The sequence below is a fragment of the Streptomyces sp. NPDC000878 genome (assembly GCF_053599695.1).
Genome location: NZ_JBSFMT010000054.1, coordinates 1 through 14,188 on the forward strand (window position 1 = coordinate 1; position 14,188 = coordinate 14,188).

General features: G+C 72.3%; 12 protein-coding genes. 7 read left to right on the plus strand and 5 right to left on the minus strand.

From position 1 onward, the window contains the following. Positions 1-93: 93 nt before the first annotated feature. Together ACWDR4_RS34795 and ACWDR4_RS34800 are read right to left on the minus strand one after the other, a co-directional pair. Positions 94-816, minus strand: a complete 723-nt coding sequence (locus tag ACWDR4_RS34795; RefSeq protein ID WP_450414349.1) for a DUF1775 domain-containing protein — start codon at positions 814-816, stop codon at positions 94-96. Between the two features lie 78 nt (positions 817-894). After that, positions 895-1,557 (minus strand): hypothetical protein, encoded by a 663-nt coding sequence (locus ACWDR4_RS34800; protein WP_450414350.1) that lies wholly within the window; start codon positions 1,555-1,557, stop codon positions 895-897. A gap of 188 nt (positions 1,558-1,745) precedes the next feature. Between ACWDR4_RS34800 and ACWDR4_RS34805 the strand changes: the two genes are divergently transcribed. The 3 genes from ACWDR4_RS34805 to ACWDR4_RS34815 all read left to right on the plus strand — a co-directional run bounded on the left by ACWDR4_RS34805 (position 1,746) and on the right by ACWDR4_RS34815 (position 4,038). After that, a complete protein-coding gene (locus ACWDR4_RS34805) occupies positions 1,746-2,561 on the plus strand; it encodes a sulfotransferase family protein (RefSeq protein WP_450414351.1) in 816 nt (271 codons plus the stop codon). 125 nt (positions 2,562-2,686) lie between these two features. Beyond that, positions 2,687-3,100 carry a BlaI/MecI/CopY family transcriptional regulator gene (locus ACWDR4_RS34810; protein WP_450414353.1) on the plus strand — a complete coding sequence of 138 codons (414 nt, stop codon included), beginning with the start codon at positions 2,687-2,689 and terminating at the stop codon, positions 3,098-3,100. Between the two features lie 5 nt (positions 3,101-3,105). After that, the gene (locus tag ACWDR4_RS34815) at positions 3,106-4,038 is read left to right on the plus strand and encodes a M56 family metallopeptidase (RefSeq protein ID WP_450414355.1); all 933 of its coding nucleotides are present in this window, start codon (positions 3,106-3,108) and stop codon (positions 4,036-4,038) included. Positions 4,039-4,197: 159 nt separating this feature from the next. Here the strand turns inward: ACWDR4_RS34815 and meaB are convergent, their stop codons facing one another. Genes meaB through ACWDR4_RS34830 form a run of 3 tightly spaced genes read right to left on the minus strand, consistent with a single transcriptional unit; the run spans position 4,198 to position 9,160 of the window. Then, on the minus strand, positions 4,198-5,181 hold the full coding sequence (gene meaB / locus ACWDR4_RS34820) for a methylmalonyl Co-A mutase-associated GTPase MeaB (protein WP_450414357.1): 984 nt from the start codon (positions 5,179-5,181) through the stop codon (positions 4,198-4,200). Next, positions 5,178-7,352, minus strand: a complete 2,175-nt coding sequence (scpA, locus tag ACWDR4_RS34825) for a methylmalonyl-CoA mutase (RefSeq protein ID WP_450414359.1) — start codon at positions 7,350-7,352, stop codon at positions 5,178-5,180. Before scpA ends, meaB begins: the two co-directional genes overlap by 4 nt. Next, positions 7,352-9,160, minus strand: a complete 1,809-nt coding sequence (locus ACWDR4_RS34830) for a methylmalonyl-CoA mutase family protein (RefSeq protein WP_450414360.1) — start codon at positions 9,158-9,160, stop codon at positions 7,352-7,354. The genes scpA and ACWDR4_RS34830 overlap by 1 nt, the downstream gene beginning before the upstream one ends. Positions 9,161-9,284: 124 nt before the next feature. Between ACWDR4_RS34830 and ACWDR4_RS34835 the strand changes: the two genes are divergently transcribed. The 4 genes from ACWDR4_RS34835 (at position 9,285) to ACWDR4_RS34850 (ending at position 14,136) form a co-directional block, all read left to right on the plus strand. Continuing rightward, positions 9,285-10,256, plus strand: coding sequence for a FecCD family ABC transporter permease (locus ACWDR4_RS34835; RefSeq protein WP_450414362.1), 972 nt, complete (start codon positions 9,285-9,287; stop codon positions 10,254-10,256). Beyond that, positions 10,253-11,029, plus strand: coding sequence for an ABC transporter ATP-binding protein (locus ACWDR4_RS34840; RefSeq protein WP_450414364.1), 777 nt, complete (start codon positions 10,253-10,255; stop codon positions 11,027-11,029). The genes ACWDR4_RS34835 and ACWDR4_RS34840 overlap by 4 nt, the downstream gene beginning before the upstream one ends. A gap of 77 nt (positions 11,030-11,106) precedes the next feature. Further along, positions 11,107-11,271: a hypothetical protein gene (locus ACWDR4_RS34845; RefSeq protein ID WP_450414365.1), complete on the plus strand. Its 165-nt coding sequence runs from the start codon at positions 11,107-11,109 to the stop codon at positions 11,269-11,271. Between the two features lie 387 nt (positions 11,272-11,658). Continuing rightward, positions 11,659-14,136 (plus strand): SpoIIE family protein phosphatase, encoded by a 2,478-nt coding sequence (locus ACWDR4_RS34850; RefSeq protein ID WP_450414367.1) that lies wholly within the window; start codon positions 11,659-11,661, stop codon positions 14,134-14,136. Positions 14,137-14,188 lie beyond the last annotated feature (52 nt).

Consider the following 14,188-nt stretch of genomic DNA (forward strand, 5'->3'; position numbering starts at 1 on the left):
GTTTCGGTTGCGGCGTGGGGGGGGCGCGCCCCCCCCCCCCCCCCCCAGGGGATGGGAATGGGTAGGGGCGGCGGGGGCGAGGAAAAGCAGCGGCTACTGCTGGGTGGCTCCCCGTCGGCGTACGAGATAGGCAGCCGCGCCCGCCACGACGACCACAGCCGCCCCGATGCCTATCCAGGCGCCCGTGGACATCCCGCCGTCGTCCTCGCTGCTCGTCGCCTCCGTGGCCGGGGAGGCCGACGCCTCCGTCGTGGGTGTCGGCGTCGGCGTCGCGGACGGAGACGGTGTCTCGCTCGGGGTCGGGCTGCTGATCGGCTTCGCGCCCGGCGCCGCCGCCTTCAGCTTCAGGACCGGCGCCGGCTGCTCCCCGCCCTCGTCCAGCTCGATCCAGCGATCGATGCTGCCGTCGCTGTACGTCTGCAGCGACTTGAAGGCGAGCTGCTTCGCGTCGGGAAGCTGGCGCACGACGACGGAGTACTCGGCGCTCACGCCGGTCTTGAGGGCCGGGCCCTTGACCGTGTAGCCGTCGTCGGCGGTGGCGAACTTCCAGCCCTTGGGGCCCTCGCCGTACGTCACGTCGCCGGGCGCGATGCCCTCGGGCAGGATCACGCGGACCTCGGCGATCCCGGCGGTGTCGGACTCCGCCTCCGCGTGGAAGGAGAGCTCGACGTTCTCGGCGAGAGCCTGCGCCTTGTCGGACTCGACCTCCATGTGGGCGGTGGCCGGTCCGGCGGCGAGGAGGACGAGGGTGGTGGCAGCGGCGGCCGTGAGGGCCAGGCGCCGTGCGGTGAAGTGCTGGGTGGTGGCAGTGAACATGGTGTTCTCCGGGTCTTTCCGGGCGTGCGGTGGCACGGAACGACCGACTCGCGACGGGCCGTTCCGGCAGGGTCAGGGTCAGTTGGCGAGAGCGAGCCGCGCCGCCGGGGGACCCCGCCGTACCACCACGTCCGAGAGCAGCGCCGCCCTGAACAGCGGCGCCTCCGTCAGTCGCGGGCGACGCACCCGCGATCCGCGCCCGGCCGGCACCGGCCGACCCGCGAGCAGCGCCCGTACGGTCGCGATCCGCGTCCGTACCGCGTCGACCACCCCGGTCAGACCACGCGCCAGCGACCAGCAGGCCGCGTCCGCCCGGTGCAGCAGCACGGCGACGAGCACCGCGGCCACGGCATGCAGGACCGTCATCGCTCCCGAGTCGTGCAGCCACTCCGGCCAGGCCCCGTGAGCGGGCATCGCATGATGCGCGTGCGTGGGCATGTCGGTGGCCGTGACTGCCGCGTCGCGTGCGTGCGTGGCCGACAGCCACACATGCAGTCCGGACTGCGCCGCCGCGCTCGTCACCACCACCGCGGCGAGTGAACGCGGGCGGCGCGTACCGGCCAGCCCCACGGCGAACAGCAGCGCCGCCGCTGTCACGCTCGACCGCCACGGAGCCGGACCCTCGGCGACGAGATGATGCGCGCTGACCCCGAGCACCGTACCGACGACGGCGAACACCGCTGCCCGGAACACGGGCAGTGGCGCGGAGTGCGTCGTCGTCGGGGTGCGGGGCATGGTCATGATCCGCCCATCATCGACCATGCGACGGCCGGGGAGGGGCCGGCTCTCAGGAATTTCTCATTCCTTTCCCATGGCAGGCCCAGGCGATGGTCACAGAATGGTCAAGCACCCAAGGGGAGTGGGGTTCACCCAAGGGGGGGTTGGGGTTCTGAGGGTTCTGTCCACCGGGGGATCTAGGAGGCACAGTCATGGTCCTGGTCGGTCCGGAAGTACGCCGAGTGGCCCGCGGGTTGAGGCGGCGGGTACGGCAACTCGCGGAGCCCCCTGTGCCGCAGTCGGCCCACCGGCTAGTCCCGGACCCGGTGTTCGTGATCTCCTCCGTGCGCTCCGGCTCCACGCTCCTGCGGGTCCTGCTCAACAGCCACCCCCAGATCCGGGCGCCCCACGAGATGCACCTGCGGACCCTGTCGGTCGACCTCACCAAGCCGTACACCAGCAAGGCCATGGCCCAACTCGACCTCGACCAGCGCGAGTTGGAGCATCTGCTGTGGGACCGGGTCATGCACCGGGAACTCGTGCGCAGCGGCAAGCAGATCATCGTCGACAAGACACCGGGCAACGCCGGATTCTGGGAACGGCTCGCGGAGGGCTGGCCGCAGGCCCGGTACATCTTCCTGCTGCGCCACCCCGCGTCGATGGTGAGTTCCCTGATCAACAACCGTCCCGACCGCGACCTCGACGCGACCGTCCGCGAGGTGCGCATGTACGTGAAGGCGGTCGAGGCGGCCCGCAACGGGCTGGACGGCCTCACGGTCCGCTACGAGGACCTGACGGAGCGGCCCGAGGCGGTCACCCGGGAGCTGTGTACGTATCTCGGTGTGCCCTGGACGCCGAACATGCTCGACTACCGGAAGGGCGACCACGGGCCCTTCGTGCCGTTCATCGGCGACTGGAGCGAGAACATCAAGTCCGGGAAGATCCAGAAGGCCCGCCCGCTGCCGGACGCGGAGGAGGTCCCGGAGGCGCTGCGCGACCTCGCCCGCGCCTGGGGGTACTCCTGTTGAGTCAGAGGTGAGTCAAAGCTGAGTCAGAGGTGACTGCCCCGCCCGCGTGGCGCCGCCCCGGGCTCCCGGCGTCTATACGATGTCCGCTCGGGAAACGGACGGCGGCGGGGGCGGGGAGTCAGGGCGTGACGGATCACCGGCAGCGTCCCCGGCGGCGGGGTCAGGGCGAGCTGGAGGCGCTGGTCCTGTCGGCGCTGCGCCAGGCGGAGGGACCGGCGACGGCCGGCTGGGTGCAGGAGCGGCTCGGCGGCGACCTGGCCTATACGACCGTCATCACGATCCTCACCCGGCTGCTGGCCAAGGGCGCGGTCACCCGGGAACGCGCGGGCCGGTCCTTCTCCTGGACGTCCATGTCCGACGAGGCGGGTCTCGCCGCGCACCGGATGCGCAGGGTGCTGGACGCCGAGAGCGACCGGGAGGCGGTGCTGGCCAGCTTCGTCACCGGGCTCGGCCCGGACGACGAGCGGCTGCTGCGCGAACTGCTGGGGCAGCCGAGGCCGGAAGCGGCAGCGGAACCGAAAGCCGAAGGGGAAGACTGAACCTCATGGGGGTGTTCGTCTTTCTGCCGCTGGTCCTGCCGTTGACGGCCTGGCCGATCGCCCGCCTGGCCGAACAGCATCTGCATCCGCGCACCGCGACCCGGCTGCTGGCCTCGGTCGCGGGCGTCATGGCGGCCTGCAGCACGGTGTGCCTGGGCCTGCTGATGGTCGTCGGCACGGCCCAACTCCCCGGCAACCCGCTGCCCGACGGCTGGTCGGACCCCGAGGTGCGCGAGGCCGTGCCGTACGACGAGGTGGCCGGCCGGCTCGCCATCCCGGCGCTGCTCACCGTGCTGGCGGTCTGTGGCCGGACCCTGTGGCGGCACGGCCGGGTCCGCCGCCGTGCCCATCGGGCGCTGGCCGGACTGCCGGGCAGGGAGGTGGCGGTGCTGCCCGACGGCGAGCCGTACGCGTACGCGCTGCCTGGCGGCCGTCGGGGCCGGATCGTGGTGAGCACCGCCCTGCTCGACTGCCTCGAACCGGCCGAGCGGCGCGCCCTGTTCGCCCATGAGCGCGCCCACCTCGCGGCCCGGCACCACCGCCACCTGCTCGCCGTACAACTGGCCGCGCGCGCCAACCCGTTCCTGTGGCCGCTGAGTTCGGCCGTGGCGTACACGGCGGAGCGGTGGGCGGACGAGGACGCGGCACAGCACGTCGGCAGCCGCCGGACCGTGGCCCGCGCCATCGGCAGGGCGGCCCTCGTGTCCCGGGGCACGCCCATGCCCACGCTGGCCGGCTTCGCCGCGCCCGGTCCGGTACCACGCCGGGTGGCGGCCCTCCTCGGCCCCGCACCCGCGACGCGAGGCCGCCCCTCGGTGTTCACCGCGGTGGGCCTGGCGATGTGGGCTGCGGCGGCGGGTACGGCCGTGTCGGCGATGTCGTCCGCGAACGCGACGGTCACGATGGTCCTCATCCTGCACGCGGCCACGCCTCTCTGAGCCAGGCCCGCTCCCAACGGCCTTTGCTCCGAGGTGGGTTGAGGTCGGCTCCGGGACGCGTTCCGGGCCATGGTTCCTCTGGCTGAGGGTCCTCGGAGCTCGCGCTCTGGGTTGGCCCACAGCTGTTCATCTGGGACGGCCCGAAGTTGCCGCTCGCCCTCAGCGGTCCCCCGCGCCGAACGCCTTCAGGATGCGCTCAGCCGCGAGCGTTGCCGTCAACTCGCCCTCCCTGACCTGCCGTTCGAGGTCGGGCGTGACGGCTCGTACGCTCTCGTCGGCGTGCAGGCGGCCCAGCAGTTCCTCGCGGACCATCGTCCAGGTCCAGTCGACCTGCTGGTCACGGCGTTTGGCGGCGAGGCGGCCGGTCGAGTCGAGGAGGGTGCGGTGCTGTTCGAGGCGGTCCCAGACGGTGTCCAGGCCGGTCGACTCACGGGCGCTGCACGTCAGGACGGGCGGTGTCCAGGCCGCGTCCCTGCCGTGCATCAGTCGCAGGGCGCTCGCCAACTCCCGTGCGGCGGACTGGGCGTCGCGTTCGTGCGGGCCGTCGGCCTTGTTGACGGCGAGGACGTCCGCCAGTTCCAGGACGCCCTTCTTGATGCCCTGCAACTGGTCGCCCGTGCGGGCCAGCGTCAGCAGCAGGAAGGAGTCGACCATGTTCGCGACGGCGGTCTCTGACTGGCCGACGCCTACCGTCTCCACCAGGACGACGTCGTAGCCCGCCGCCTCCATGACGACGATCGACTCGCGGGTCGCCTTGGCGACTCCGCCCAGCGTGCCCGCCGTGGGGGAGGGGCGGATGAACGCCGCAGGGTCCACCGCCAGGCGTTCCATGCGGGTCTTGTCGCCCAGGATCGAGCCGCCCGTACGGCTGGACGACGGGTCCACCGCGAGCACCGCCACCCGGCGCCCGAGCCCGGTCAGCATCGTGCCGAACGCGTCGATGAACGTCGACTTCCCGACCCCCGGCACCCCGCTGACCCCGATCCGCCGTGCCCGGCCGCTGTGCGGGAGCAGCGCGGTCAGCAACTCCTGGGCCTGCGCCCGGTGTTGGGGGCGCGTCGACTCGACGAGCGTGATGGCACGCGCCACGATCGCCCGCTTCCCGTCGAGCACGCCCTTGACGTACGCGTCGAGATCGATCACAGGTCGTGCCCGAGGTCGGCCGAGAGCCGCTGGACGAGGTCGTACGCCGCGTCCGGGATCACCGTCCCGGGCGGGAACACGGCCGCCGCGCCCATCTCCAGCAGGGTCGGCACGTCCTGCGGCGGGATCACCCCGCCGACGACGATCATGATGTCCTCCCGGCCCTCCACCGCCAGCTCCTCGCGCAGCGCCGGTACGAGGGTGAGGTGCCCGGCGGCCAGCGAGGACACCCCGACGATGTGGACGTCCGCCTCCACCGCCTGCCGGGCGACCTCGCCGGGGGTCTGGAACAGCGGGCCGACGTCGACGTCGAAGCCGAGGTCGGCGAAGGCGGTGGCGATCACCTTCTGGCCCCGATCGTGGCCGTCCTGGCCCATCTTGGCGACCAGGATGCGCGGCCGGCGCCCCTCGGCCTCCTCGAAGGCGTCGACCAGGGTGCGGGTGCGGTCCACGGAGGGGGACTCGCCTGCTTCGTTGCGGTACACCCCGGCGATCGTACGGATCTGGCCCGCGTGCCGCCCGTACACCTTCTCCAGCGCGTCGGAGATCTCCCCGACCGTCGCCTTCGCGCGGGCGGCGTTCACCGCCAGCTCCAGCAGGTTGCCCTCGCCCCCGGCTGCCCGCGTGAGGGCGTCCAGCGCGTCCTGGCAGGCCCGCTCGTCGCGCTCCGCGCGCAGCCGCCGCAGCTTCTCGATCTGCTGGGTGCGTACGGAGGAGTTGTCGACCTTGAGGACGTCGATCTGCTCGTCGGTCTCCACGCGGTACTTGTTGACGCCGATCACCGGCTGGCGCCCCGAGTCGATCCGGGCCTGGGTGCGCGCCGCCGCCTCCTCGACCCGGAGCTTCGGGATGCCCGCGTCGATGGCCTGCGCCATACCGCCCGCCGCCTCGACCTCCTCGATGTGCTGCCAGGCGCGGCGCGCGAGGTCGTACGTCAGCTTCTCGACGTACGCGCTGCCGCCCCACGGGTCGATGACCCGGGTCGTGCCCGACTCCTGCTGGATCAGCAGCTGCGTGTTGCGGGCGATGCGCGCCGAGAAGTCGGTGGGCAGGGCCAATGCCTCGTCGAGGGCGTTGGTGTGCAGCGACTGGGTGTGGCCCTGGGTCGCGGCCATCGCCTCCACGGCCGTACGCGTCACGTTGTTGAACACGTCCTGCGCGGTCAGTGACCAGCCCGAGGTCTGCGAATGGGTGCGCAGGGACAGCGACTTGGCGTTCTGCGGGTCGAACTGCTTGACCAGCTTGGCCCAGAGCAGCCGGGCCGCCCGCATCTTCGCGATCTCCATGAAGAAGTTCATGCCGATCGCCCAGAAGAAGGACAGCCGGGGCGCGAACGCGTCCACGTCCATCCCCGCCTCGCGTCCCGCCCGGATGTACTCCACCCCGTCCGCGAGGGTGTACGCCAGCTCCAAGTCGGCCGTCGCGCCCGCCTCTTGGATGTGGTAGCCGGAGATGGAGATGGAGTTGTAGCGGGGCATCCGCTGCGAGGTGTAGGCGAAGATGTCGGAGATGATCCGCATCGACGGCTTCGGCGGATAGATGTAGGTGTTGCGGACCATGAACTCCTTGAGGATGTCGTTCTGGATGGTCCCGGCCAACTTCTCGGGCGGTACGCCCTGTTCCTCCGCCGCCACGATGTACAGCGCCAGTACGGGCAGCACGGCGCCGTTCATCGTCATCGACACGGTCATCTTGTCCAGCGGGATGCCGTCGAAGAGCTGCCGCATGTCGTAGATCGAGTCGATCGCCACGCCCGCCATGCCGACATCACCGGTCACGCGCGGGTGGTCGCTGTCGTAACCCCGGTGCGTGGGCAGGTCGAAGGCGACCGACAGGCCTTTCTGGCCGGCCGCGAGGTTGCGGCGGTAGAAGGCGTTGGACTCCTCGGCGGTGGAGAAGCCCGCGTACTGGCGGATCGTCCAGGGCTGGTTGACGTACATCGTCGGGTACGGGCCGCGCAGATAGGGCGCCGCGCCCGGGTACGTCTCCAGGAAGTCCAGGCCCTCCAGGTCACGGCCCGTGTAGAGCGGCTTGACCGCGATGCCCTCCGGGGTCTCCCAGAAGGTCTCGTCCGCGCCGGTGGCCCGCTTGACGGCCGTACGCCAGTCGGCGGTGGCGGTACTGGTGGTCGGGGTCCCCAGTTCGATTCCGGAGAAGTCGGGGATTCCCATCAGGACGCTCCCATGCGGTCGAGGGTGGCGGAGAGCACGGCTACGGCGTCGCAGCCCGCGAAGACGTACGCGTCGACGTCCGAGTACTGCCCGGGACGGCCGGCGAGGAACACGTGCGAGGCGCCGGCGGCCTTCAGTTCCGCCGCCACGGTCGCCGCCTGCTCCTCGTACAGGGTGTCGCTGGAGCAGAGGCAGACCTCGGTGGCGCCGCTCTCCTCGAAGGTGCTCTCCGTGACGGGCTCGATGCCGCCGGCCTGGAAGAGGTTCGACACGAAGGTCGTGCGTGCGGTGTGCGCGGCGGCCGGACCGATGGTCGCGAGGTAGACGCGCGGCCGGGTTCCGGTGGCCGCGAGGTGGGCGTCGGAGCGGGCGCGCAGTGTCTCGTACGCCTCGTCGCGTCGGACGCGGGGGAGTCCGCCGGACGGTGGCTCGGGCGCGGGCTCGCGGTCCGGGAGGCGCTCGGCGAGGTTCGGGAACTCGCTGACGCCGGTGATCGGTTCGCGCCGCTTTGCCAGCTTGGCGCAGCGGGCCGCCCAGGTGGTGGCCAGTGCCTCACCGGTCCGGCCGGAGCGAAGGGCGGTGGCCTGGCCGCCCAGGCCCTCGGTCCACTGGAAGAACTCCCAGCCCGCGTGGGCGAGTTCGTCGGTGAGCCGCTCCACGTACCAGGAGCCGCCCGCCGGGTCGATCACCCGCGCCAGATGCGACTCCTCGACCAGGATCGTCGAGGTGTTGCGGGCGATCCGGCGCGCGAACGCGTCCGGCAGGCCCAGCGCGTGGTCGAAGGGGAGGACCGTGACGGAGTCGGCGCCGCCGACCCCGGCGGCCAGCGTGGCGACCGTCGTACGCAGCATGTTCACCCATGGGTCGCGGCGCGACATCATCACCGGCGAGGTCACGGCGTGCTGCACCTGGGCGCCCGCGCTAGGCGCCCCGGACACTTCGGCGACCCGTGCCCACAGTCGCCGGGCCGCGCGCAGTTTGGCGATCGTCAGGAACTGGTCGGCGGTGGCCGCGTACCGGAACTCCAGCTGTGCGCAGGCCTGTTCGACGGTCAGCCCGGCCTCGGTCAGCTCGCGGAGGTAGGCGACCCCGGTCGCCAGGGACGCGCCCAGTTCCTGCGCGGCCGAGCCGCCGGCCTCGTGGTACGGCAGCGCGTCCACGGTCAGCGCGCGCAGCCCCGGGTACTGCTCGGCGCACAGCCGCGCCAGCTCGACGACCGGCGCGAAGGCCAACTCCTCACCCGTACGGGCCTCGTGGCCCAGTGGGTCGGCGCCGAGATTGCCGCGCGCCGCCTCCTTGGCGACGCCCCGCTCCTCGTACAGCCGCAGCAACTCCCGTGCCGCGGGCTCGACTTCCTGTCCGGCGTCGAGGACGACGGGGGCCAGGTCGAGATAGACGCCGTCGAGGGCCCGGGCGAGGGAGGCCACCGGGATCGCGTCCGGGCCGACGGTCAGCCAGAGCGAGGTGACGCCGTTCTCCAGGTCCGCGAGGACCGCGTCGCCGACGAGGGTCGCGTGCCGCTGCCGTACGTCCCAGCCGCCGACGGTGTTCCCCTCGGGCCGCCCGCCGCGTACGAAGGGGGCGAAGCCGGGGAAGCCGGGCTCAGGGGACTCGTCACGCGCCGTGTAGAGGGGCGGGGTGGTGATCCCGTCCTCCAGCGTGGTGGACAGCGCGGCCTCGGCTGCCGCGCCCGAGACCTCCTTGCCCGCCTTGCGCAGTACGCCCTCCACCAGGCGCTGCCACTGCTCGTGGGTCGTGGAAGGGAACTCGGCGGCCAGCGAGAGCCCGTCGTTGGGCAGGACTGTCATGCCCGGATGCTAGGGCAGAGAGGTCCGGCCGCAGCAGAGCGCCAGGCTGTGACCTTGACCTCGGCGGAAATGTGACCTCGGCCTCACGGCGGTCCCGGGTGCGGAGACGGCCCCAGGGGAGGTCATGCGACAGCATGATGCCGTGGCGATCACCATCGGCCCCGCGGACATCGGCGTCGGTGACGTCTGGTCGGCGGTGGCTGCCCATCTAGGCGGACGCCCCTCGGAGTTGAGCCCGATCCGGGACGGCATCGTCTGGAACCTGCGGCTGCCCTGCACCCTGCTCGCCGCGATCTGCGGGGCCGGACTCGCGGTGTGCGGGGCGGTCATGCAGTCCCTGCTGCGTAACCCCCTCGCCGACCCCTTCGTCCTCGGTGTCTCCTCCGGGGCCTCCACCGGCGCCGTCGTGGTCGTCGTCCTCGGCGTGGGCGGCGGTGCGCTGTCCGTGTCGGGCGGCGCCTTCGTCGGGGCCGTCGCTTCCTTCGCCCTGGTGCTGCTGCTCAGCCACACCCTCGGCGCCACGACGGACCGGGTCGTCCTCGCCGGGGTGGCGGTCATGCAGCTCTTCTCCGCGCTGACCTCCTTCGTCGTCCTGACGGCCGCCGACGCCGAGACCACGAAGGGCGTGCTGTTCCGGCTGCTCGGCTCGCTCAGCGGTGCGGGCTGGAACGACGTGTGGCTGTGCCTCGCGGTCCTGGTGGTCGCGCTCGTCGTCTGCCTCGGGTACGCGAGGACGCTGGACGCCTTCGCCTTCGGGCAGGACGCGGCGGCCACGCTCGGCGTCTCCGTGGCCCGGACCCGGCTGGTGCTGCTGTGCGTCACCGCTCTGCTCACGGCCGCCCTGGTCAGCTCGGCGGGCGCGATCGGCTTCGTCGGGCTCGTTCTGCCGCACGCCGCCCGCGCCCTGACCGGCGCCGGGCATGTACGGCTGCTGCCGGTCACCGCGGTCGCCGGGGCGGTGTTCCTCGTCTGGGTGGACACCCTGGCCCGCACCACCCTCGACCCCCAGGAGGTGCCGGTGGGGGTGGTCACCTCCCTGATCGGCGTCCCCGCCTTCGTCCTCGTCCTGTACCGCACCCGGAGGGCGCCGCTGTGACCCTCAGCGCCGACCGCGTCTCCCGCACCGCCGCCGGACAACTCATCCTCGACGGCGTGAGCCTCACCCCGGCCCCCGGCTCGGTCACCGGCCTGCTCGGCCCCAACGGCTCCGGGAAGTCGACCCTGTTGCGCCTGCTGGCAGGTGTCCTCGCCCCTTCCTCCGGCGTCGTCACCCTCGACGGCCGGCCGTTGCGCGAACTGGGCCGCCGTACCGTCGCCCGTCGCCTCGCGGTCGTGGAACAACAGGCGGACACCCAGACCGAGTTGACGGTCCTCGACGTCGTACGCCTCGGCCGCGTCCCGCACCGCCGCGCCTGGACCCCCGCCACCCCGGCCGACGACAAGGCCGTACACACCGCGCTGGAACGCACCGGCCTCATCGACCGGACGGCTCGCCTCTGGCACACCCTCTCCGGCGGCGAACGCCAACGCGTCCAGATAGCCCGCGCCCTCGCCCAGGAACCCCGCGAACTCCTCCTCGACGAACCCACCAACCACCTCGACATCCAGCACCAGTTGGACCTGCTGACCCTGGTCACCGAGCTGCCGGTCACGACCGCCGTCGCCCTGCACGACCTGAACCTGGCGGCGATGTACTGCGACGCACTCGTCGTCCTCAAGGAGGGCCGGGTGGTGGCGACGGGCGGCCCGGGCGACGTCCTGACCGGGGAACTCATCGCCGACGTGTACGGCGTGAAGGCCGCCGTCACCCGCGACGAGCCCGGAGACCGCCCGCACGTACGGTTCCTCGGCACGCTCCGGCCGGCGTGAGGAACACCGGGACCCAGGCGTTGTCAGTGGTGCTCCCTGGACTTTCGAAAGACCTGATCGAAGGGCGGGGGACCACCATGGAAGACCTCACGGGGATCGAGGGGCTGCGACAGCTCCTGCCGCCGCCTCCCGGCGCGGGCGAGGAGATCGACTGGCAGACGGCCGAGGAGCGGTGGGGCGCAAGGGGAGATGACCCGCCTGAGCGGGAGTGTGCGCTGCTGGAGTTGCCGTCCTTGCCGTAGCCGGGCAGCGGGCTGGGGGGCCTCTGGAGGGCCTTATTGCATATAGTTCGCAATAGCATAGAGCTTGCGAAAAGGGGGATCGTTGGTCGAGAGTGGTGCCCGGACCCTTCGCGGTACCGACCCGGACCGGGTGCGGGGTGCCGTCATTTGCCTGACACCGTCCGTTCGCGGACGCCACCCCGCACCCCCGCGGTCCCCGGGGTTCCCTGCTGCCGCCGGAGGTCGTCGCGAGACTCCCGTACGGCGTCCAAGTGCCCCTGCGTCACGTTGTCCCGGCCGCCCTGCCGAACCCGGTCGGTTCCGGCTGCGGGCGCCGGGCGTGGTGCCGGGCGGCGCACCATAATGAGGGGGAGCGCGGCGTAGGACAGCGCCGCAGGTGAGGTGCGCATGGCAGGCCTGAGCGAGCATGGCGGCGTGGACATACCGGCCGACGAGGTCGCGGTCGTCCTGCTCGACAGCGCGGGGATCGTCCAGGGGTGGTCACAGGCGGCGGCGGAATTGCTGGGGTGGCCGGCCGAGCAGGTCTGCGGGCGGCCGCTGGCGCGGCTGTTCGCCGAGGCGGAGCGGGGGAGCGGCGGGGACACGCGGGGCGACTCCCCAGCCGTATCCCCGACCGCATCCCCGGTCGTACCGGCGGGGCAGGTCGCGTTCCGGCACGCCTCCGGCCGGACGGTCGAGGCCACCGTCGACGAGGTGCGCCTGGACGGTTCCTCCCAGCGCGTCCTGCTGGTGGCGCCGAGGCGTGACGAGGGCGAGCAGGAGCAGGGGTCGTCGCTGCTGACCGCCCTGTTGGCGCAGTCCCTTCTCGGGGTCGTCCTCTGCGACACCGAGCTGAGGGTCGTACGCACGAACATCATCGACGAGGTGCACGGCTGGCCGCTTCTGCGGCCGGGGCATCGGCTCGAAGACGTCATCTCCCCGGCGGACGCGAAGGAGGTCGGGGACCAGCTGCGGCAGGTGCTCGACACGGGGATGCCGCTTCTCGCACGGGAACAGCGGATGTCCGCGCCGGACGGGTCAGGGCGGGAGCGGTACGTGTCCGTGTCCGCCTTCCGGCTGGCGGACGGTCACGACCGTCCGACGGGGATCGCGGCGTTCTTCACCGACAGCACGCGGCAGCGGCGGGCGCGGCGACGCACCGAGGTGGGCCACGAGGCGTCGGCGCGTATCGGCGCCTCCCTGGACGTGTCCCGCACCGCCCAGGACATCGCCGACGTGCTGGTACCGGCCCTGGGGGACATGGCGACAGTGGAGATCGCCGAGGCGGTGCTGGAGGGCGAGGAGCCGCCGAAGGTGATCCTGCCCGGCGACTGGCTGCGGCTTCGCCGGGTCGCGGTCGCCTCGGCCACCGGGCCCTGGCCCGCCGAACTCGTTCCCGTCGGCGGTCTGATCCCGCGGTTTCCCGATGTGCCACAGGTGCGGCGCGCCGCCATCCAGGGGGACACCGTCTACAACACGACCCGGCAGGAGATGCTCGACCTCCTCGGCGATCCGGAGCTGATCCGGGCGGTGATGCCCGAACGGGGACACTCCGCCGTGGTGTCCCCGCTGTACGCGCGCGGCCTGCTGCTGGGCTTCGCGACCGTCTGGCGTACCGAGCAGCCGGAGCCGTTCGAGCAGGACGACGCGGACCTCGTGTTCGACATCTCCTCGCGGGCCGCGCTCAGCGTGGACAACGCCCGGCGCTACACCCACGAACACCGGGCGGCGGTCGCGCTGCAGCAGCGCCTGCTCCCGAGGGCCACCACCAGCACCGCGGCGGCCGAGTCGGCCGGCTGCTATGTGCCGGCCGGCGGTGGGGCGGACATCAGCGGCGACTGGTTCGACGCGATCCCGCTGCCCTCGCTGCGGGTGGCCTTCGTCGTCGGCGACGTCTTCGGCCACGGACTGCACGCCGCGGCGACCATGGGACGCCTGCGGACCGCGATCCGTACGCTGGCCGACCTCGAACTGGAGCCGGGGGAACTCCTCATCCATCTGGACGACCTCGTCCAGCAGCTCGCCGACGAGGCCGACCCCCAGGACAAGGACACCATCGGCGCCACCTGTCTGTACGCGGTCTACGACCCGCTCACCGGCAGTTGCGCCCTCGCCAGCGCCGGACATCCGCCGCCCGCGGTCATCGGGCCCGACGGCACCGCCCGTCCGGTCGAGGTGTCCCCGGGACCGCCGCTCGGAGTCGGCGGCATGCCCTTCGAGGTGACCACCGTCGCCCTGGAGCCCGGCAGCACCCTGGCGCTCTACACCGACGGCCTCGTGGAACGGTGGTCCCGCGACGCCGACCAGGGCACCCGGGAGCTCCTCGACACCCTCGCGTCGCTCTGCAGGGGCGACGGGACGCTGGAGGAGATCGGCCGTGCCGTCATGGCGGGCGCCGCCGAGGCGCCACCCCGCGACGACATGGCCCTTCTCCTGGCCCGCCCCCGGCTGCTGCCGGCGGCGGACATCGCCGACTGGCAGTTCCCCGACGATCCGGCGGCGGTCGCCGAAGCCCGGAACGCCGTCGCGCGCAGACTCGCCGAGTGGGGGCTCGACGACCTCACCTTCACCACGGAACTGACCGTCAGCGAACTGGTCACCAACGCGATGCGGTACGCGGGAGGCACCGTCGGTCTGCGCCTCTTCCACGACGACACCACCCTGGTGTGCGAGGTCCGTGACTCCAGCAACACCCAGCCACGCCTCCGCCGGGCCCTGGCGGGCGACGAAGGCGGGCGAGGGCTGTTTCTCGTGGCCCAGCTCACCAGGCGCTGGGGCAGCAGGTACCACCACAGCGGCAAGACCATCTGGGCGGAGCAGCCGATAGACGGTGATCCGGCGTCACCCACCGGGCTCACCGCCGTATGGGACAGCGCCGCCCTGTAGCCCGTCAGCCGCGGCGGTTCCCCTGCACGCAGGGCGTTGAGCTGATGCGAGC